The sequence below is a fragment of the Kitasatospora sp. NPDC048540 genome, assembly GCF_040651175.1.
Lineage (GTDB): Bacteria > Actinomycetota > Actinomycetes > Streptomycetales > Streptomycetaceae > Kitasatospora.
Map to the genome: position 1 here is coordinate 16,679 of NZ_JBEZIR010000090.1, position 19,001 is coordinate 35,679.

Annotated in this window: 16 protein-coding genes; 8 read left to right on the top strand and 8 right to left on the bottom strand. The window is 74.5% G+C overall.

Features of this window, described 5'->3' with window-relative positions:
• Positions 1-34 precede the first annotated feature (34 nt).
• The 4 genes from allB to AB0D08_RS28530 all read left to right on the top strand — a co-directional run bounded on the left by allB (position 35) and on the right by AB0D08_RS28530 (position 5,276).
• Complete coding sequence (allB, locus tag AB0D08_RS28515) at positions 35-1,396, top strand: allantoinase AllB (protein ID WP_359892869.1); 1,362 nt, start codon at positions 35-37, stop codon at positions 1,394-1,396.
• A 51-nt stretch (positions 1,397-1,447) separates the two neighbouring features.
• Entirely contained in the window at positions 1,448-2,713 is a 1,266-nt protein-coding gene (alc, locus tag AB0D08_RS28520; protein ID WP_051813676.1) for an allantoicase, read from the top strand.
• Positions 2,714-2,756: 43 nt separating this feature from the next.
• A complete protein-coding gene (locus AB0D08_RS28525) occupies positions 2,757-4,217 on the top strand; it encodes a catalase (RefSeq protein ID WP_359892871.1) in 1,461 nt (486 codons plus the stop codon).
• A 279-nt stretch (positions 4,218-4,496) separates the two neighbouring features.
• Positions 4,497-5,276, top strand: a complete 780-nt coding sequence (locus AB0D08_RS28530; protein ID WP_359892873.1) for an IclR family transcriptional regulator C-terminal domain-containing protein — start codon at positions 4,497-4,499, stop codon at positions 5,274-5,276.
• Positions 5,277-5,301: 25 nt separating this feature from the next.
• Here the strand turns inward: AB0D08_RS28530 and AB0D08_RS28535 are convergent, their stop codons facing one another.
• Positions 5,302-5,985, bottom strand: coding sequence for a pyridoxal 5'-phosphate synthase (locus AB0D08_RS28535; protein WP_359892876.1), 684 nt, complete (start codon positions 5,983-5,985; stop codon positions 5,302-5,304).
• 204 nt (positions 5,986-6,189) lie between these two features.
• Between AB0D08_RS28535 and AB0D08_RS28540 the strand changes: the two genes are divergently transcribed.
• From AB0D08_RS28540 to AB0D08_RS28555, 4 genes are all read left to right on the top strand, one after another.
• Entirely contained in the window at positions 6,190-7,113 is a 924-nt protein-coding gene (locus AB0D08_RS28540; RefSeq protein WP_359892879.1) for a metal-dependent hydrolase, read from the top strand.
• 102 nt (positions 7,114-7,215) lie between these two features.
• Positions 7,216-8,307: a PDR/VanB family oxidoreductase gene (locus AB0D08_RS28545; RefSeq protein WP_359892880.1), complete on the top strand. Its 1,092-nt coding sequence runs from the start codon at positions 7,216-7,218 to the stop codon at positions 8,305-8,307.
• Between the two features lie 102 nt (positions 8,308-8,409).
• Positions 8,410-9,249, top strand: coding sequence for a M24 family metallopeptidase (locus AB0D08_RS28550; RefSeq protein WP_199520423.1), 840 nt, complete (start codon positions 8,410-8,412; stop codon positions 9,247-9,249).
• Complete coding sequence (locus tag AB0D08_RS28555; RefSeq protein WP_359892883.1) at positions 9,246-10,967, top strand: SDR family oxidoreductase; 1,722 nt, start codon at positions 9,246-9,248, stop codon at positions 10,965-10,967. Before AB0D08_RS28550 ends, AB0D08_RS28555 begins: the two co-directional genes overlap by 4 nt.
• Positions 10,968-10,969: 2 nt before the next feature.
• Here AB0D08_RS28555 and AB0D08_RS28560 read toward each other — a convergent pair whose 3' ends face one another.
• From AB0D08_RS28560 to AB0D08_RS28590, 7 genes are all read right to left on the bottom strand, one after another.
• The gene (locus AB0D08_RS28560) at positions 10,970-12,208 is read right to left on the bottom strand and encodes an MAB_1171c family putative transporter (protein ID WP_359892885.1); all 1,239 of its coding nucleotides are present in this window, start codon (positions 12,206-12,208) and stop codon (positions 10,970-10,972) included.
• Positions 12,205-12,756, bottom strand: coding sequence for a hypothetical protein (locus tag AB0D08_RS28565; RefSeq protein WP_063794421.1), 552 nt, complete (start codon positions 12,754-12,756; stop codon positions 12,205-12,207). Before AB0D08_RS28565 ends, AB0D08_RS28560 begins: the two co-directional genes overlap by 4 nt.
• 71 nt (positions 12,757-12,827) lie before the next feature.
• Positions 12,828-13,256, bottom strand: coding sequence for a helix-turn-helix domain-containing protein (locus AB0D08_RS28570; RefSeq protein WP_033822159.1), 429 nt, complete (start codon positions 13,254-13,256; stop codon positions 12,828-12,830).
• 246 nt (positions 13,257-13,502) lie between these two features.
• Positions 13,503-15,581: a tetratricopeptide repeat protein gene (locus AB0D08_RS28575; protein WP_359892888.1), complete on the bottom strand. Its 2,079-nt coding sequence runs from the start codon at positions 15,579-15,581 to the stop codon at positions 13,503-13,505.
• A 49-nt stretch (positions 15,582-15,630) separates the two neighbouring features.
• Positions 15,631-16,842 carry a hypothetical protein gene (locus tag AB0D08_RS28580; RefSeq protein ID WP_199520398.1) on the bottom strand — a complete coding sequence of 404 codons (1,212 nt, stop codon included), beginning with the start codon at positions 16,840-16,842 and terminating at the stop codon, positions 15,631-15,633.
• A gap of 580 nt (positions 16,843-17,422) precedes the next feature.
• On the bottom strand, positions 17,423-17,674 hold the full coding sequence (locus tag AB0D08_RS28585) for a hypothetical protein (RefSeq protein ID WP_359892891.1): 252 nt from the start codon (positions 17,672-17,674) through the stop codon (positions 17,423-17,425).
• Positions 17,675-17,712: 38 nt separating this feature from the next.
• Positions 17,713-18,897 carry an XdhC/CoxI family protein gene (locus AB0D08_RS28590; protein ID WP_359892893.1) on the bottom strand — a complete coding sequence of 395 codons (1,185 nt, stop codon included), beginning with the start codon at positions 18,895-18,897 and terminating at the stop codon, positions 17,713-17,715.
• Positions 18,898-19,001: the final 104 nt, after the last annotated feature.

The following is a 19,001-nucleotide window of genomic DNA, read 5'->3' on the forward strand; positions in this document are numbered from 1 at the left end:
GGCTCCACCAGACACACCCGGCCCGGAGGTCCAGATGCCCCTCAGCGAGACGCCCAGCACGGCGGTGATCCGCTCCCGCCGCGTGGTCCTGCCGGACGGTGAGCGTCCCGCGGACGTCCTGGTCCGCGGCGGCCGGATCGAGCAGATCGCCGAGCACGGCGCACTGCTCGCCGGGGACCGGCACCTCACCGACCTCGGCGACACCGCGCTGCTGCCCGGCCTGGTCGACACCCACGTGCACGTCAACGAGCCCGGCCGGACCGAGTGGGAGGGCTTCGCCACCGCCACCCGGGCCGCCGCGGCCGGCGGGGTCACCACCATCATCGACATGCCGCTCAACTCGGTCCCGCCCACCACCACGGTGGCCGGCCTGGAGGCCAAGCGGAAGACCGCCGAGGGCCAGGCCTGGGTCGACCTGGGCTTCTGGGGCGGTGCGATCCCCGGCAACGCCGGTGACCTGGCGCCGCTGTACGAGGCCGGGGTGTTCGGCTTCAAGAGCTTCCTGGCACCCTCCGGGGTCGACGAGTTCCCGCACGTCGAGCCGGCCGACCTGGAGACGGCGCTGGCCGAGCAGGCCAGGATCGGCGCTCTGGCGATCATCCACGCCGAGGACCCGGCCGTGCTGGACGCCGCCCCGCAGCAGCCCGGCGTGCACTACCGCGACTTCCTCGCCTCCCGCCCCGACGACGCCGAGGCCGCCGCCGTCGCCCGGCTGCTGGACACCGCGCGCCGGACCGGCGCCCGGGTGCACATCCTGCACGTCTCCTCCGCCGCCGTGCTGCCGCTGCTGCGGCAGGCCCGGGCGGACGGCGTGCGGGTGACCGCCGAGACCTGCCCGCACTACCTGACCCTGGCGGCGGAGCAGGTGCCGGACGGCGACACCGCCTTCAAGTGCTGCCCGCCGATCCGGGACGAGTCCAACCGGGACCGGCTGTGGGCGGCGCTGGCGGCCGGCGAGTTCATCGCCGTGGTGTCCGACCACTCGCCGTCCACCCCGGACCTCAAGTTGCTGCAGCGGTACGGCGGCAGCGGGGACTTCGCCGCCGCCTGGGGCGGCATCGCCTCCCTCCAGCTGGGCCTGCCGGCGGTCTGGACCGAGGCCCGCCGCCGCGGCCACGGCCTCGCCGACGTGGTCCGCTGGATGGCGGGCGGGCCGGCCGAACTGGTCGGGCTGACCGGTACCAAGGGCGCCATCGCGGTCGGCCACGACGCCGACCTGGTGGCCTTCGACCCGGACGCCGAGTTCGCCGTGCACGCCGAGGAGCTGCACCACAAGAACCCCGTCACCCCGTACGCCGGACGCACCCTCACCGGCGTCGTGCGCACCACCTGGCTGCGCGGCCGGGTCGTGGACACCGCCGGCGAGCCGTTCGGCCACCAGATCACCCGCCGATAGCCACCTCACCCGCCGACAGCCAGATCACCCGCCGACAGAAGGAGAGTTTCGTTGAGCACCAGTCAGACCCCGGGCGCTCCGTTCACCGAGCTGGTCAACCTGGCGTCCCGGCTGCTGGGCGCCGGCGTCGTGGCCACCAACGAGGACACCTTCGCGGACGCGGAGAACCTGCTGGTCGCCAGGGCGGCCGAGTTCCGCCCGCACACCTTCGGCCACAAGGGCCAGATCATGGACGGCTGGGAGTCCAAGCGCCGCCGCGGCGTCAGCGCCGAGCAGCCGCACCCCACCGACGAGGACCACGACTGGGCGATCGTGCGGCTCGGCGCGGCGGGCGTGATCCGCGGCGTGATCGTGGACACCGCCCACTTCACCGGCAACTACCCGGAGAGCGGCTCGGTGCAGGGCGCCTCGATCCCCGGGCAGCCCTCCCCGGAGGAGGTGCAGGCCGCCGAGTGGGTCGACCTGGTGCCCCGGACCGCGCTCCGCGGTGACACCGCCCACGAGTTCGAGGTCCACGACGGCACCCGCTACACCCACGTGCGGCTGAACATCTGGCCCGACGGCGGCGTCGCCCGCCTGCGGGTGCACGGCGAGGTGCTGCCCGACCCGCGCGAGCTGGACGGCCTCACCTTCGACCTGGCCGCCCAGGAGTTCGGCGGCGTGGCCGAGGCCGCCTCGGACCGCTACTTCTCCTCCCCGCACAACCTGAACGCTCCCGGCCGCGCCTCCGTCATGGGCGAGGGCTGGGAGACCCGGCGTCGGCGCGACAAGGCCAACGACTGGGTGCAGATCGCCCTGGCCGGGGGCGGCGAGGCCCTGGCGGCCGAGGTGGACACCACCCACTTCGTCGCCAACGCCCCCGGCTGGGCCGACCTGGTGGGCTACGACGCCTCCCGGGGCGGCGACCCGTCCACCGACCCGGACGGCTGGTTCGAGATCCTGCCCCGCACCCGCCTGCAGCCCGACACCCGGCACCGCTTCCGGCTCACCCCGGGCCGGCCCGTCACCCACGTGCGGATCAACGTGTACCCGGACGGCGGCCTGGCCCGGCTGCGGCTCACCGGCCGGCTCACCGAGGACGGCCGCGCCGCGCTCGCGCTGCGCTGGTTCGACGCGCTGCCCGCCGCGGAGGCCGCCGCCGCCCTCACCGAGGCCGGACTGGACGCGGCCGAGGCCGCCGCCCTGACCGCCTCCCGCCCGCTCGCGGACGCCGCCGCGACCACCGCCGCGGTCGCTGCCCTGCAGCCGGCCGACGGCCCCGACGGCGAGCAGTCCTCCCGCCGCCGCTCGGCCGTCTGGCGCCTGCTCGGCGTCTGACGTCCCCCCTCCCGACCCGCACCGCCGTAACTGAAGGACCCCCATGTCGAAGATCCTGACCACCGAGTCCGGCGCCCCGGTCGCCGACAACCAGAACTCCGCCTCGGCCGGCGAGTACGGCCCGCTGCTGATCCAGGACCAGCAGCTGCTGGAGAAGCTGGCCCGCTTCAACCGCGAGCGCATCCCGGAGCGCGTGGTGCACGCCCGCGGCTCCGGCGCCTACGGCTACTTCGAGGTCACCGACGAGGTCTCGCAGTACACCCGCGCCGACTTCCTGGCCGAGGTCGGCCGGCGCACCGAGGTCTTCCTGCGCTTCTCGACCGTGGCCGGCGCGCTGGGCTCCAGCGACGCGGTGCGCGACCCGCGCGGCTTCGCGCTGAAGTTCTACACCGCCGAGGGCAACTACGACCTGGTCGGCAACAACACCCCGGTGTTCTTCATCAAGGACCCGCTCAAGTTCCCCGACTTCATCCACTCGCAGAAGCGCGACCCGTTCACCGGCGTGCAGGAGGCGGACAACGTCTGGGACTTCTGGGCCCACTCGCCGGCCTCCACCCACCAGATCACCTGGCTGTTCGGCGACCGCGGCATCCCGGCCTCGTACCGCCACATGAACGGCTACGGCTCGCACACCTACCAGTGGGTCAACGCCCAGGGTGAGGCGTTCTGGGTGAAGTACCACTTCAAGACCAACCAGGGCATCCGCTCGCTGGACGGCGACCAGTCCGCCGAGCTGCTCGGCGCCGACGCCGACAGCCACCAGCGCGACCTGCACCAGGCCATCGAGCGGGGCGTGTTCCCGTCCTGGACGCTGTACGTCCAGCTGATGCCGGTCGCCGAGGCCGCGGACTACCGCTTCAACCCGTTCGACCTGACCAAGGTGTGGCCGCACGCCGACTACCCGCTGGTCAAGGTCGGCCGCCTGGTGCTGAACCGCAACCCGGAGAACGTCTTCGCCGAGGTCGAGCAGTCGGCGTTCTCGCCGAACAACTTCGTGCCCGGCATCGGCCCGTCCCCGGACAAGATGCTCCAGGGCCGGCTGTTCGCCTACGCGGACGCCCAGCGCTACCGCCTCGGGGTCAACCACACCCTGCTGCCGGTCAACGCCCCGAAGGCGACCGAGGCCGACAACTACGGCCGGGACGGCTACTCGGCGCTCAACAAGGCCGGCCGCGGCAAGAACTACGAGCCGAACTCCTTCGGCGGCCCGGCCCAGACCGACAGCGCGCTCGCCGCGCCGGTCCGCCTGGACGGCTACACCGGCACCTACACCACGCCGGCGCACACCAAGGACGACGACTTCTTCCAGGCCGGCGAGCTCTACCGGCTGATGTCGGCCGGGGAGAAGACCCGTCTGGTCAACAACATCGCGGGCTTCCTGGCCCAGGTCAGCCGCGACGACATCATCGAGAAGAACCTGGCCCACTTCCACGCGGCCGACGAGGAGTACGGCGCCCGCCTGGAGGCGGCCGTGGCCCGGCTCCGGGCCGGCGACGAGGCCTGACCCCGCACCATCCCCACTCCGGCCGCCCGGGCCCCGAGCCCGGCCGGCCGGCCGCCGGACCCCTCCCCCAGGGCAGTGGGGAGGGGTCCGGCGCGTTCCCGCGCACCCCACCGGCCCCCGCGGGCGCGCTCCGGCATATGCCATTCGACCGTGCCTCGGAGAAACCGCGCCCACCAGCGCGGATATCCCGCCGAGCCCGCCCCTGACGGTGACTCGGATGGTTACGCTGGGGAAGGCCCGCGGCCGGTCCGCGCGCCACCGCGACGGAGAGGGGACGCCATGTCGGCACCGACCCGAGGCCACCAGGCCACGCTGGGCCAGGGCGGGCCCGGTCCGTACGGGGTGCTGCGGAGGGCGCTGCGCCTGCTGGAGGCGGTCGACCGGCACCCGCAGGGCGCCACCCTGGCCGACCTCGCCCGTGACCTCTCGCTCCCGGCGCCCGCCGTCCAGCGCCTGGCCGAGGAACTGGAGACCGAGGGCTACCTGCGCCACCTGGACGGCTGCTGGACCCTCGGCGGCACCCTGGCGCTGCTCGGCCGGCAGAACCGCGAGCAGCTGATCCGCGCCAAGCTGCACCTCAAACTCGGCGAGCTGCGCGACCAGTTGGGCGCGGCGGTGTACTTCGGCCGGTACCAGGACGGCGAGTTGTGCGTGGAGGCGGTGTCGACCGCCGACCTCGCCCCCGCCGTCGAGGAGTGGGTCGACTTCCGGGCCACCGCGCACGCCAGCGCGATCGGCAAGTGCCTGCTCGGCCAGCTCGACCACGACGGCCGCCGCGACCACCTGGCCCGGCACCCGATCGCCCGGCTGACCGCCCGCACCATCACCGACCAGGAGCAGTTGCTGCACCGCCTGGAGCGCCAGCCGGCCACCGTCCCGGTGCTCGACATCCAGGAGTACGCGCTGGGCACGGTCTGCGCCGCCGTCCCGGTGACCGCCGGTTCCACCGTCGGCTGCCTGGCCACCTCGATGCCGGTCGCCCGGATCCACCAGCTCAAGCACGCCGCCGAGGTGCTGGCCGCGCAGGCGGCGCCGCTGATGCTGGCGATGGCGGTCTGACCGGCGGCCCGCCGGGTCCGTCCGGTCAGGGGCGCAGCAGGGTGCGGTGCCAGTCGGCCGAGCGCCGGTAGCACAGCCGTACGTGGCGGCGGTCGCGGTCGCCCTGCCAGAACTCCACGGTGGTGGCGCGCAGGGTGTAGACGGTGTGGCCGGGGGCGACCAGGGCCGGGTCGGCGGCCAGCCGGGTGAGCGCGGCGGTGAAGTCGGCGTCGTACTCGGCGGCCGAGGCCATCGGGGCGCTCTGCGGACCGCTGAACGCGGCCGCGCGGGCGCCGGGGGAGCGGGTCAGGAACTCGGCGGCGGACACCTCGGGGGCGGCGCTCTCGACCTCGCCGCGGATCCGTACCTGGCGGCCGAGCGCGGGCCAGTAGAAGGTGAGTGCGGCCCTCGGGTTGGCCGTCAGCTGGCGGCCCTTGGGGCTGTCGGTGTCGCCGGCGAACAGCCAGCCGGCGCCCTCGGTGTCGACGTCGCGCAGCACCAGCATCCGGGCGTCCGGCAGCCCGTCCTCGTCGACCGTGGACAGGGTGGCGACCTGGGCGTCCGGTACGCCGGCGGCCAGTGCGCCGAGCAGCCACTCGACGAACAGCGGGCCGGGCGCGGCGGGGGCCTGCGCCGGGTCGAAGCCGGGCAGCGCACGGTCCATCGGCGGCCGCTCCCGCAGCAGGCCGGCCACCGTGCCCGAGCCGAGTCCTTCCGGTTGCTCCACCACTGCGCCGCTCCTTCGCCTCGATGCCCCGGTGTCCGGTGTCCGTGCCCGGGACCCAGCCTATCGGCCGGCCCGGACGCTCTTCCCGGGGTGCCGGAACGTTATTAGACTGAATGTCGATAAGACCCGCAGAAACCCTTGTCGGCCGCTCTACCCGCGAGTAGGTTGCTGCTGGTCGCCGCTCCCCAGCAGGTCAGGAGGCACCCCATGCCCCGCCCCACCGCCGTGCACGACAGCCTGGTCCTGGAGCCCCGGGACGTCCACTTCGACTGGTCCGAGCTGCCCCTGCACTGGATCCCCGACGAGCCGATGGCCACCCACACCATCAACGTCCTGCACCTGCTGCTCCCCGAGGGCGAACGCTGGTTCGTCCAGGTCTTCAAGGACGCCCTGCCGTACATCACCGACGAGCAGCTGCGCGAGGAGGTGCTCGGCTTCATCGGCCAGGAGGCCATCCACGCCGAGGCCCACCAGGAGGTCCTCGACCACCTGCTCGGCCAGGGGCTCGACCCGCGCCCCTACGTGCGGCAGGTCAGCTGGCTGTTCCACCGGATCCTCGGCGAGCGCCCCGGGCTGAGCGCCACCCGGCGCCGCGAGAGCATCACCGAACGCGTCGCCTACGTCGCCGCGATCGAACACTTCACCGCCTTCCTCGGCAACTGGGCGCTCAACTCGCCCGGCCTGGACCGCGCCGAGGCCCACCCCACCATGCTCGACCTGCTGCGCTGGCACGGCGCCGAGGAGGTCGAACACCGCAGCGTCGCCTACGACCTGATGGTCCACCTCGACCCCGGCTACTGGCGCCGGATCCGCGGCATGGCCCTGTCCGGGCCCCTCCTCACCCACCTGTGGGTCCGCGGGGTCCGCTTCCTGCTGGCCGCCGATCCCACCCTGGACGGCCGGCTCCGCCCCACCTGGCGGCAGGCCCAGCAGATCGCCCGCCGCGGCATGCTCCCCGAGCCCGCCCGGATGGTCCGCTCCGCCCTGCGCTACCTGCGGCCCGGCTACCACCCCACCCAGGAGGGCTCCTCCAGCCAGGCCATCGGCTACCTCGCCACCTCCCCGGCCGCCCGCGCCGCGGCACTGCACCAGGCCGCACCGGAGCACCGGGAGTCCCCGGGCAACGGGTGACCCCTGAGGAGGTACCGCCGGCGCCCCCAGCGCGCCCACGGCCCCAGGAGCCCGCCCGATGAACCTCCCGTCCGAACCGAACTCCCCTCCGGAGCCGCCCCGATGGACCCCACCACCCCACCCCCCGACCTGTACGGGCGCCCCCGACCCGACCGCTTCCTCCAGCGGCTGACCGCCTTCAGTGACTGGTACACCCCCAAGCTCGGCTCCCCGGGGCTGCGCCGCGGCCCCCGCCGCCCGCCCGCCCGCACCCTCGCGCCGCTGCGGCTCACCCTCGCCGCCCGCCGCCCGCTAGCCGAGGACGTGGTGGAACTCCGGCTGACCGCCCCCGCGGCCGGCCCCGCCCGGCTGCCGGCCTGGCAGCCCGGCGCCCGGCTGCTGCTCACCCTGCCCTCCGGCCGGCAGCGGCACTACTCGCTCTGCGGCGACCCGGCGGACCGCTCCGCCTACCGGATCGCCGTGCGCAGGATCGCCGACGGCGGCGGCGGTTCGGTGGAGATCCACGACGAGCTGCGCCCCGGCGCCGCCCTGACGGCCCGCCGGCCCCGCAACGGCTTCGCCTTCTGCGGCGAGGACGCCGTGCTGTTCCTGGCCGGCGGGATCGGTATCACCCCGCTGCTGCCGATGGTCCGGGAGGCCCAGCGACGCGGACTCGACTGGCACCTGGTGCACACCGGCCGCACCGCCGCCGCCCTGCCCTTCACGGACGAGCTGCGCGCCCTGGACCCGGACCGGGTCGAGATCCGCACCGACGACCGGCACGGCCTCCCGGACGCCGCCGGCCTGCTCGCCCGCGCGCCCCGCGGGGCGGCCGTCTACTGCTGCGGACCGGCCCCGATGCTCACCGCGGTGCAGCGCGCGATGGACGACTCACCCGCCCGCGCGCTGCACTTCGAACGCTTCGGCGCCGCACCGGTGGCCGACGGCCGCCCCTTCACGCTGCGCCTGGGCGCCGACGGCCCGGAGCTGGCCGTCCCGGCCGACCGTTCCGCCCTCGACGTCGCCCGCGAGCTGCGGCCCGACCTGCCGTACTCCTGCCACCAGGGCTTCTGCGGCACCTGCGAGGTCCGCCTGCTGGCAGGGACGCCGGAGCACCGCGACCGCCGCCTCACCCCCGAGGCCCGGGCCGCCGGAGCGCTGCTGCCCTGCGTCTCCCGGGCCGCGGAGGGCGAGACGCTCGTCCTCGACGTGTGAGACCCGCGCGCCGCGCGGGCCCGTACGACGCGCACGACGCGTGTGACGTGTGACCCCGTCCGGAGCCGCCACCCACCGAGCCCCGCAGCCAAGGAGTACCGGATGCCCATGCCCGCCTTCCCCTACCGCGAGCACGACCTCGCCCGCTTCCGGGAGACCCAGCAGCTCGCCTACCACTGCGCCGAACAGGTCGCCGCCTGGATCGAACCCGGCGTCACCGAACGCCAGGCCACCGCCGAGCTGCGCCGCCGCCTGGTCGGCGCCGGGGTGCAGGACTTCTTCCACGTCCCGTTCGCCTGGTTCGGCGACCGCACCGCGTTCCGGCACTTCCACACCCCGCTGCAGTTCTTCGCCGGCAGCCGCCGGCTGGAGGAGGGCATGCCCTACGTCCTCGACTGCGCGCCCGTGGTCGACGGCTACACCGCGGACATCGGCTACGGCGGCAAGGTCGGCGACAACCCGATCTGGGACCGGCTCGCCCGCGACCTCCAGGTCTACCGGGAGCTGATCCTGCGCGAGGTGAAGGCCCGCAAGCCGCTCGACCAGGTGTACGCCGCCGTCGACGCCCAGATCGCCGCGCACGGCTACGACAACCGGCACCGGGTCTACCCCGGCCGGGTGATCGGCCACCAGGTCACCCGGACCACCTCACGCGGACCGGCCGGGGTCAACCTGTTCGGCTTCGGGGTGCGTACACTCCAGACCCTCGGCCGGGAGCTGATCGGCGAACGGCTGCACGGCCGCTCACCGCTGTGGGCCGACGGCCGGGCCTCCCGGCACGCGCCCACCCCCGGACTGTGGGCGGTGGAACCGCACATCGGCTTCCGCGAGGTGGGCATCAAGTTCGAGGAGCTGCTGGTGGTCACCGAGGACGACGCCTACTGGCTCGACGACGACCTGCCGCACGTACGGCGCTGGACCACCCTGGAGGACGCAGCATGACAACCATCCGCCGCCGTACCGTCCACTCCGGTGGCCTGCCGCTCGCCGTGTTCGAGCAGGGCGACCCGGCCCACCCGACCGTCATCCTGGTGCACGGCTACCCCGACACCCACACCGTCTGGGACGACGTCGCCGCCGACCTCGCCGCCGACCACCACGTGGTGCGCTACGACGTCCGCGGCGCCGGACAGTCCGGCGTCCCGGCCGCCCGCAGCGGCTACCGGCTGGAACTGCTCGGCGCCGACCTGTTCGCGGTCGCCGACGCGGTCAGCCCGCAGGCGCCGGTGCACGTGGTCGCCCACGACTGGGGCTCGGTGCAGTCCTGGGAGGCCGTCACCGAACCGGGCGCCGAGCGTCGGATCGCCTCCTACACCACCATGTCCGGGCCCTCGCTGGACCACATGGGCTTCTGGATCCGGCACCGGCTGCGCCGCCCCACCCCGCGCCACCTGCGGCAACTGCTGGTCCAGGGCGCACACTCCTGGTACATCACCGCCTTCCACCTGCCGGTGCTCGCCCCCGCCACCTGGCGGCTGTGGCTGGCCCGCGCCTGGCCGCGGATCCTGCGCGACCTGGAGGCCGTCACCCCGCGGCCCGGCCACCCGCAGGCGACCCTGCGGCAGGACGCGGTCCGCGGCATCGAGCTGTACCGGGCCAACATGCGGCCCGCCGTCCGCAACCCGCGCGAGCGACCCACCGAGGTCCCGGTCCAGCTCGTCACCCTGCAACGCGACCACTACGTCTCGGACTTCCTGTCCGAGGGCCTGGAGCGCTGGGTGCCCCGGCTGACCAGGCGGACCCTGAACGCGACCCACTGGTCGGCCCTCCTGGAGAAAGGCCCCGCCGTGGCCGCACTCGTCCGCGACTTCGCCGCCCGCACCGCCGCGGGGCACACCCAGGGCCCGCCGGACAACGGCCGGCTGGCCGTGGTCACCGGCGGCGGCAGCGGCATCGGCCGGGCCACCGCACTCGCCTTCGCCGAGCGCGGCACCCGGGTCGTGGTCGCCGACCTCGACCTGGACTCCGCCCGCCGCACCGCCGAACTCTGCACCCTGGTCGGCGCCCCCTCCCACGCCTACCCGCTGGACGTCAGCGACGGCGCGGCCGTGGACGCCTTCGCACTGCAGGTCGCGGCCGAGCACGGGGTGCCGGACGTGGTGGTCAACAACGCCGGCATCGGCCACTCCGGCACCTTCCTGCAGACCACCGAGAAGGAGTGGCAGCGGGTCCTGGACGTCAACCTCTGGGGCGTCATCCACGGCTGCCGGGCGTTCGGCGCGCTGATGGTCGAACGCGGCGCCGGCGGACACATCGTCAACCTCGCCTCGGCCGCCGCCTACCTGCCCTCCAAGGTGCTCGCCGCGTACGCCACCAGCAAGGCCGGCGTGCTGATGCTCTCGGACTGCCTGCGCGCCGAACTCGCCCCGCACGGCATCGGCGTCTCGGCGATCTGCCCGGGCATCGTCAACACCAACATCACCCGCACCTCCACCTTCTCCGGCGTCGGCGCCGCCGAGCAGGCCGCGAAGCAGCAGTGGGCCGCCAAGCTGTACGCCCGCCGGGGCTTCCCGCCCGAGAAGGTGGCCGCCGCGATCGTCCGCGCCGTCGACACCGGCCAGGCCGTCGTCCCGGTCACCTTCGAGGCCAAGGCCGCCCGCCTGCTCGGCCGGATCTCCCCGGGCCTGCTGCGCCTGGCCGCCCGCCTGAACGTGGGCTGACCTCACTCGGCGCCGGGGCCGGCCCCGGCCTCGGCGGCCAGCTCCGCCCGGGCCCGGCCGCGCAGCCGGCGCACCGTCACCGAGCACTCGTACGCCTTGGCGACCCGGCAGAGCCAGGCGGCCTCGACGTCCGGGTCGGCCGGCATCTGGGGCGGGAGGTAGCCGCCCGGGGCGGCCGACCCCGGCCGGCCGGCCGCCGCGGCCTCGACCGCGGCGGCCAGTACCGCGGCCTCCACCGTCGCGGCCAGCCGGGCCGGATCGGCGCGTTCGCGGCGGGTCGCCTCGGCGGCCGCCCGCTCGGCGATCTCGGGCCGCAGGTGGGCGCGCAGTGCGAGTTGGCCGTCGCGGATCTCGATCACCCTCCGGTAGAGCGCGAACTCGGCGTCCGTGGACAGCCGGTGGCCACCGGCCGCCCCGGCGGCGTCGAACGCGATCTCCGGGACGGCGGTCCGCAGCGCCGCCCACAGGGGGGCCAGCCTGCGGTACCGGTACCAGGCCCGCAGTCGGCGCAGCGGCCGGGCCGGCAGCCCGGCCCAGGCGGTCAGGGTGGCGCCGCCGATGCCCAGGGTGAGCGCCAGCACGCTGGCGGTGGCGGAGACCCGGTCCTCCCGGGTGAGCTGGTGGCCGGTGGTGAGGGCGTCCAGCAGTGGGCCGATGCTCAGCACCGCCCAGACCAGTCCGACCGCGGCTCCGGCCAGCACCAGCCGCAGCCCGGTCCGCAGCAGCCGGTCCTCCACCTGCCGCGCGGCCCGGCCGATCAGCAGCAGGAAGACCGCCAGGCACCAGGTGGCGTGGGCGGTGAACAGCGCGTTGTAGCAGGTCAGGGTGGGCCGCCCGGGCGGGTCCACGTACAGGCCGCCGGTCGCGGGCGTCGGATGGGCGAGCAGGAACGCGGCGGCGCCGGCCGCCATCACCGTCAGCGTGCCGATGGCTTGGCGGATCATCAACTTCCGCCCGCGCCGGGGTGGTTCGACGGACAGGGCGAGCAGGGCGAGGAACCCCTGAGCGGCGATCTTGAGTTCGCCGCCGGCCAGGCCGAGGGCGAGCGCCCAGGGGGGCCGGCCGTGGGCGGCGGCCGAGGCCGAGGGGGAGAGCGCCGCCATCGCCACGGCCATGCACAGCGCGAACGCCACCAGGTACAGCGTCCCGGCGGCGGGCCGGGTGCCGCGGACCTGGTGGAGCCGGAAGCCGATCCCGAGCAGGGCGATCACACACGCGGCGGCGGCCGCGAGGTCGATCACGGGCAGGAACCCCAGCGGGCCGGGCGGTCGAAGATCGAGCCCAGCCGCCCGGCGGGGCCCTGCTCGCCGGGCGGGCCCGGCGGTACGGCCGGTCTGGCCCGGCTGGCCCGGTGCAGGGCGAGCGAGGCGAACAGCTCGGCCTCCTGCTCCTGCACCTCGGTGTAGACCGTCCGCCCGAGCACCCGGCGGATCAACTCACCGGACAGGTGCGGGAAGAGCGGCCCGGCGGTGGCGCCGTCCGTGCCGCCGGGGCCGCCGCGGTGGCCGCACAGCAGGTGCCCGACCTCGTGCAGCACGATGTGCTGCTGGTGCAGCGGGGTGGTGTCGGTGGGGAAGCCGATGTAGTCGGCCCGGTCGGTGCTGACCAGCACCCCGCAGGGTGCCCGGACCCCGGCCGGCAGCGGGATCAGCTCGATCGGCCGGCCGAGCTGCTCGGACAGCGCGCCGAGGAACCCGGCGATCTCGAAGGGCACGGGCAGCGGGGCGTCGGCGACCAGCTGCTGACACCGGCGCCAGAGCCTTCTGCCGTCGCGGTCCGCCCATGCCATCGCCACTCCCACCCCTGCCGTCCGGTCGGCCACCCCCGATGATCCTAGGCGCGGGCGCCGGACCGGAGATATCACTCGGACCGCTGGGATCTGGCCTCTCTGCGGGCGATCGCCTCGATCATGTCGCTGATGGTGCCGAGCCCTTCGGGCGACAGGGTGACGGCGCGCAGCGCGACCTCCCGGACGCCGGCGTTGCGCATCGCACCGAGCAGCGCCAGCTCCTCGGTGATCTTGTCGCTCTGCTCGTCGTCGAAGAAGTACGAGGGCGGGACCTGGAAGAACTGGGCCAGCGACTCCAGGTGACGCTTGGTCGGGTTGTCCCGCCGGCCGGTGCGCAGCTGCCAGAGGTAGGTGGCCGAAAATGTCTCCCCGCTGGCCTCCCGACAGGCCCTGGCGACCTCCTCGTGGCTGTACGGCTCGCCACTCGGACGGCGGACGACCTGGAAAAGCCGGTCGATCCGGTCGCTGAGTGTGGGCGGGTCAAGGTCCGGACCAGTCAAAGCGCCTCCCTCACGGGTCCTACGCCGGCCGGTTGAGCACAGCTGGTGTCAGGGTTGTTCCCGGGACATCGTAGTTGGCGCCGGCCGGGCGCGGATACCGTGGGTGGTGCGGGCCAGGTGCGGAAGTGGTGCGGATCAAGCGGCTTTCGAGTGTCGTGTCCCAGGTGGCCCGCCGGGTCGCCGGCGGGCCGTCAGGTGCCGGTCGGGCGGCGGTGGCGCGCCGGTCGCCGGCCGCTCGGCGCACCGTCACCGGCTGTTCAGGCACAGCTCCCGCTCGGCCCGGACGTCCGGGTCGTCGTCCTCGGCCAGCAGGGCGTCCAGCAGCTCCAGTGCGGCGTCGGTCCGGCCGGACTCGCGCAGCGCCACGGCCAGGTTGAAGCGGATCTCCGGGTCGGGGGAGAGTTCGGCGGCGCGCCCCAGGTCGGCGACGGCCGCCGGCAGGTCGCCCCGCTCGTACCCGAGCGCCCCGCGCAGCGCCCAGCCGGGGGCGTAGTCCGGGTCGGCCGCCAGGGCGCGTCCGAGCGCCTCCAGTGCCTGCTCGATGTTGTCCGCGTCCAGGTGCAACTGTGCTTTGAGGCAGAGGAGTTCGGCGCTGTCGGGGGTCAGTTCCAGGCCGTCGCGGACGTCCTGCCAGGCGGCCTCGGCCTCGCCGAGGGCGAGCAGCAGTCCGGCCCGGTTGAGGTGGGCGTCGGGGAATGCCGGGTCCAGCTCCAGGACGTACCCGAAGTCGGCCACCGCGCCTTCCAGGTCGCCGAGTTCGGAGCGCACGTCGGCGCGGTTGTAGTACGCCTCGGGGAACGGCGGGGAGAGCCTGACGGCCTGCTCGAAGTCGGCCAGTGCCTCGACCGGGCGCCCGAGGCTGCGGTGTGCCAGCCCCCGGTCGAAGTGGTACTCCGCGTAGTTGGGGTCGAGTGTGATCACCTCGGTGAAGTCGGCGATCGACTCGGCGTGCATCCCGAGCTGGCCGGTCACCTGGGCGCGGTTGTGCCGCAGTACCGAGCGGTGCAGGGCGTGCTCGTCCGGGGCGAGGGTCTCGTCCAGTTTGGCCAGGCACTCGTCGAGCAGGGTGAGGGCACCGGCCAGGTTGCCCTGGTGCATCTCGATCAGGGCCAGCCCGTTGCGGTTGAACACGGCGCGGGCGACCCGCTCCTTGGGGTCGGGCATCTGCTCGGCGAGCGCGATGGCCTGGTTGATCCAGCCGCGGGCGAGCAGGTGGTCGCGCTGGGTGGCGTCGAAGTGCCGGGTGTAGAGCATCGAGGTGGCGTAGGCGGCCTGCATGTGGACCACCGGGTGGGTGGTGACCGCCCGGGCCTCGGTGTAGAACGGCAGCGACCGCTCGGGCAGGCCGAGGGCGGCGAAGGAGGTCGTCATCTTGGTGGTGAAGGCCCACCAGGCGTCCAGGTCGTCCGCGGGCTCCACGAGGGTCAGCCCGCGCTCCCCGAGTTCCACCGTGGCGTGGTAGAAGCCCAGGTCGATGCAGGTGTCCAGGGCCCGGCGCAGGGTGGTGACGGCGGCCGGCCGGTCGCTGCCGTACTGGGCGTGCCAGGTGAGGGCGCCGAGCGCGAGCGACTCCTGGTCCAGGGCGGCCAGTTCCTGCTGCCGCCGGTCGTGCAGGGCGGCGCGCTGTTCGGCGGGCAGCGCCCGGTAGGCCTCGGCGAGCCGGGGGTCGTCGGCGGTGCCGTCGCTGTCGACCCAGGCGCGGGCCGGGTCCGCGGGCAGCGCGGGCGGCGGCCCGTCCACGTCGAGCGCGGCGCAGTGGGCGGCCAGGGCCGCCGGGAGCGGGGCCTCGGTGGGTCCGTCGACCGCGGTGGGCCCGGCGGTGTCGGTGACCGCGACCACGGTGATCAGCGCGGGGTCGGCGCGGCGCAGCAGGACCGCGACGAACTCCTGGTCGGTCGGGTCGGCGTGCTGGAGGTCCTCGACCACCAGGGTGCGCGGGCCGTCGTCCAGGCTGCGGGCGTACGCGGTGAGGAACTCGACCAGGCCGTGGCTGAGCCGCAGGGTGCGCAGCCGGGAGTAGAACCGGGTGCGTTCCTTGGGGATGGCCAGCGAGGTCAGGGTCTCGCGGGTGGCCTGCACGGTGCGGCGCAGTTCCGGTGCGGCGGAGAGGATCTCCACGTCGTGGCGGGCGACCGCGTCGGGGCAGCGTTCCAGGGCGTCGGGGACCACCGCCCGCAGCACGGAGCCGGCGGCGGTGTACGGGCCGCGCAGGCGTCGGTGGGCGCTCACGGTGGCCAGCACGGGCGGCAGTTCCAGGCCGGGGCGGGCGGCGTCGGCCGCGCTGCGGTGGGTGGCCCGGATCCAGTGGTGCCGGTGCTCGGCCATGACGGTGCTGCCTTTCGGACGGGAACGGTGGATGCGGGGCGGGCGGCGGTCAGCCGGCCGCGGCGGCCCGGGCGGCGCGGCGGTCGCGCAGCGCGATGGCGGCGGCGACGGCGAGCTGGGCGCCGCTGAGGGCCAGCACGGTGACGGAGTCGACCAGTTCGACGACGGAGGTGCTGCCGGTGAACCGGCCCAGGACCCCGACGACCACGTGGTAGGCCATCGGTACGGCGGCGGTGGCGCCGAGCAGCAGGGTGAACGTGTAGCCGAGCACCATCAGCCAGCTGTACCAGCGGGCGACCCGCAGGTCGGTGGGGTGCAGGTGGGTGTCGTCGGCGCGGGGGCGGCCGGTGAGCCGGCGGATCCGGTCGCGCAGCACGTGCTTGGCGGCGGTGTGCAGGTCGACGCAGCCGAGCACGGTGGTCATCAGCAGGTAGAGGTCGGTGCGCAGGTAGAACAGCAGCTGCCAGGCCAGCCGCAGCACGGTCGCGTAGGCGAGGGCCAGGCACAGGCCGGCGGCGAGCGGGAAGCTGCCGTCGGGGCGGCGGAGCAGGTCGGCGGCCAGGGTCAGCGCGGCGAGCGCCAGGACGTCCGCCAGCACGCCCGCCAGGATCGGCAGGTACCGCTTCCGGCGGGGGACGGCGACCAGCCCGTCCATCGAGGTCTCGGCGACCACATAGTAGAGCCGGCGGCCGAGCCGGAAGTGCGAGTGCAGGCCGATCCGGCGCCCGGCCAGGGCGTGGAACGCCTCGTGCAGGGCGATCAGCGGGGTCTGGCCCGCCAGCAGGAACAGGGCGATCACGCTGTAGTACGGGGTGAAGAAGATGTGGTGGTAGTCGGGGAGCAGGTCCGGCGTGCGGACGCTCTCGACCAGCCACAGGACGGTCAGCGCGGCGTAGCAGACCCAGGCGGCCGGGCCGAACAGCGCCTTGCCCAGCCGCTGGTGGCGGACCGGGCGTGCTTCGGCGACGTGCTCGCCGTCGGCCAGCAGGAATCCCAGCTCGTCCAGGGAGTCGAGCAGGTCCTGGATGTCGACGTCCTCGCCCCAGCGTTCGCGGTACGCGGCGGCGGCCCGGTTCGGCGGTGTGCCTTCGGCCAGCAGGTGGACCAGGTAGGCGCCGTCCACCGGGAGCACCACGTAGGTGTCGGTGTCGGCGCGGCCGACGACCACGTCCTCGCCCTCGGGGTGGAAGACCAGGGGGTGCATCGGCTGGGGCCGGTCGAGCGGGCTCGGCGCGGTTTCGCTGTCCGGACGGGCTGGCAAGGGTTCCTCCTGCGCGCGGGGACGGCCGAGCCGGGCCATCCGCGGATCCGGCGGACGGCCCGGTCGGGGCCGAGGTCAGACCTGGGCGACGATGATGCAGGACCACGGCGCGTAGAGCGCCTTGGCGGCGCTGGTCATGCGGACCGGGCCGGACTTGCGGATGGCGATCTTCTTCATGTGAAGGCACCCCTTTCTCGGGTTCGGGTGACGGCGGGAAGCCGGTCAGACGGCGACGACGATGCAGTCCCACGGCGCGTACAGGGCCTTGGCGGCGCTGGTCATGCGGACCGGGCCGGACTTGCGGATGACGATCTTCTTCATGCGGTTCACCCCCTTGAGCGGAGACGAGTGACGAAGGACCGCTGAAATGAACGTCCGTTTGACGGACAGTCATTTCGGCTGGCTCAGCATGGCGGTGGCCGCTCAAGCGTGTCAACGGATGTGAATGGAGACGTCGCTATGTTTCATCTCCGATCATGGGGGGAGGGAGAGGGGCGGAGGTTGGAGGGCATGGAAAAAGCCCGGCGCGCTTGCCGCGCCGAGCTGGTGACGTTGCGTCAGGCAGAGGGGTGGGGGTGGGTCAGTCGGCGCCGAGCCGGTCGATCCCGGTCGCCGGATCCTCGGCGTTCATGCAGGGGAAGACGGTCACCTCGGCGTTGAACTCCAGCCAGAACGGCTCGCAGAGCGGCACCACCGCCGCCGGGTCCGCCAGGTCGACCACCAGCGTGAGCGCACGGCGGCCGGCGGAGCGGGCGGGGTACGACGCGCGGGGCCCGGCCGGTACCGCCGGGGACGGCGACCGGCCGGCCGGGTCGGCGGGACGGTCCTGCAACCCCGGTGTCCCGCCGGGCCGGGCCCGGCACATGTCGATCAGGCCGCGTGCGAGCGCCGGCGGGGCCGGGGCTGCTCGGCCTCGGCGCGGGCCAGGTCGTGGTGGATCGGGCCGTGGCCGGCCGACAGCGGCAGGCAGCTGCCGCCGCGCTGGTGCGCGACGATCTCGGCGGCCACCGAGACGGCGGTCTCCTCCGGGGTGCGGGCCCCGAGGTCCAGGCCGATCGGCGAGCGCAGCCGCCCGATCTCGGTGTCGGTCAGGCCCACCTCGCGCAGCCGGGTGTTGCGGTCCCGGTGGGTGCGGCGCGAGCCCATCGCGCCGACGTACCCGACCGGCAGCCGCAGCGCGCGCTCCAGCAGCGGGATGTCGAACTTGGCGTCGTGGGTGAGCACGCAGAGCACGGTACGGCCGTCGATCCGGTCCAGCTGGGAGTCCAGGTAGCGGTGCGGCCAGTCGACCACCACCTCGTCGGCGTCCGGGAAGCGGCGCTCGGTGGCGAAGACCGGGCGGGCGTCGCAGACGGTCACCCGGTAGCCGAGGAACTTGCCGATCCGCACCACGGCGGCGGCGAAGTCGATGGCGCCGAAGACCAGCATCCGCGGGGCCGGCACGTAGGACTCGACGAACAGCGTGACGGTGCCCCGGCCCTCGTCGCAGGGGCGCCCGTCCAGGCCCAGTTCGAGGCGGCCGGTGCGGCCGGCGTCCAGCATCGCCCGGGCCTCGGCGACCGCGGACCGCTCCAGGGCGGCCGTGGTGGAGGGCGCGGGGGAGAGCGAGCCGTGGTGGGTCCCGGCGGTGACGGCGACGGTGGCGCCGAGCAGCCCGGCCGGTCCGTCGATCACCCGGGCGAGCGCCACCGGGGTGCCGGAGGCGATGTACGCGATCCCGGCGTCCAGCGCGGCATCGGCGCCCGGCACGACCGGCTGGACGAAGACGTCCAGGATCCCGCCGCAGGTCAGACCGACCGCGAAGGCGTCCTCGTCGCTGAAGCCGAACCGCTGCAGCACCGGCTCGCCGCTCTCCAGGGCCTCCTGGCACAGCTCGTACACCGCGCCCTCGACGCAGCCGCCGGAGACCGAGCCGATCGCCTCGCCGGTGGTGTCCACGGCCAGTGCCGCGCCCGGGTCGCGCGGCGCGCTGCCCGAGACGCCGACCACGGTGGCCACCGCGAAGGAGCGCCCGGCGGCGTGCCAGGCGTGCAGCTGCTCGGCGATGTCCTGCATGTCCGGTGCTCCTTACCAGTCCAGTGTGCACGGTGTACGGGGGTGCCGCGGTACGGGGGCCGGACGGGCCGGAACACCCGCACGCCGCGGACCAGCCGCTGCGC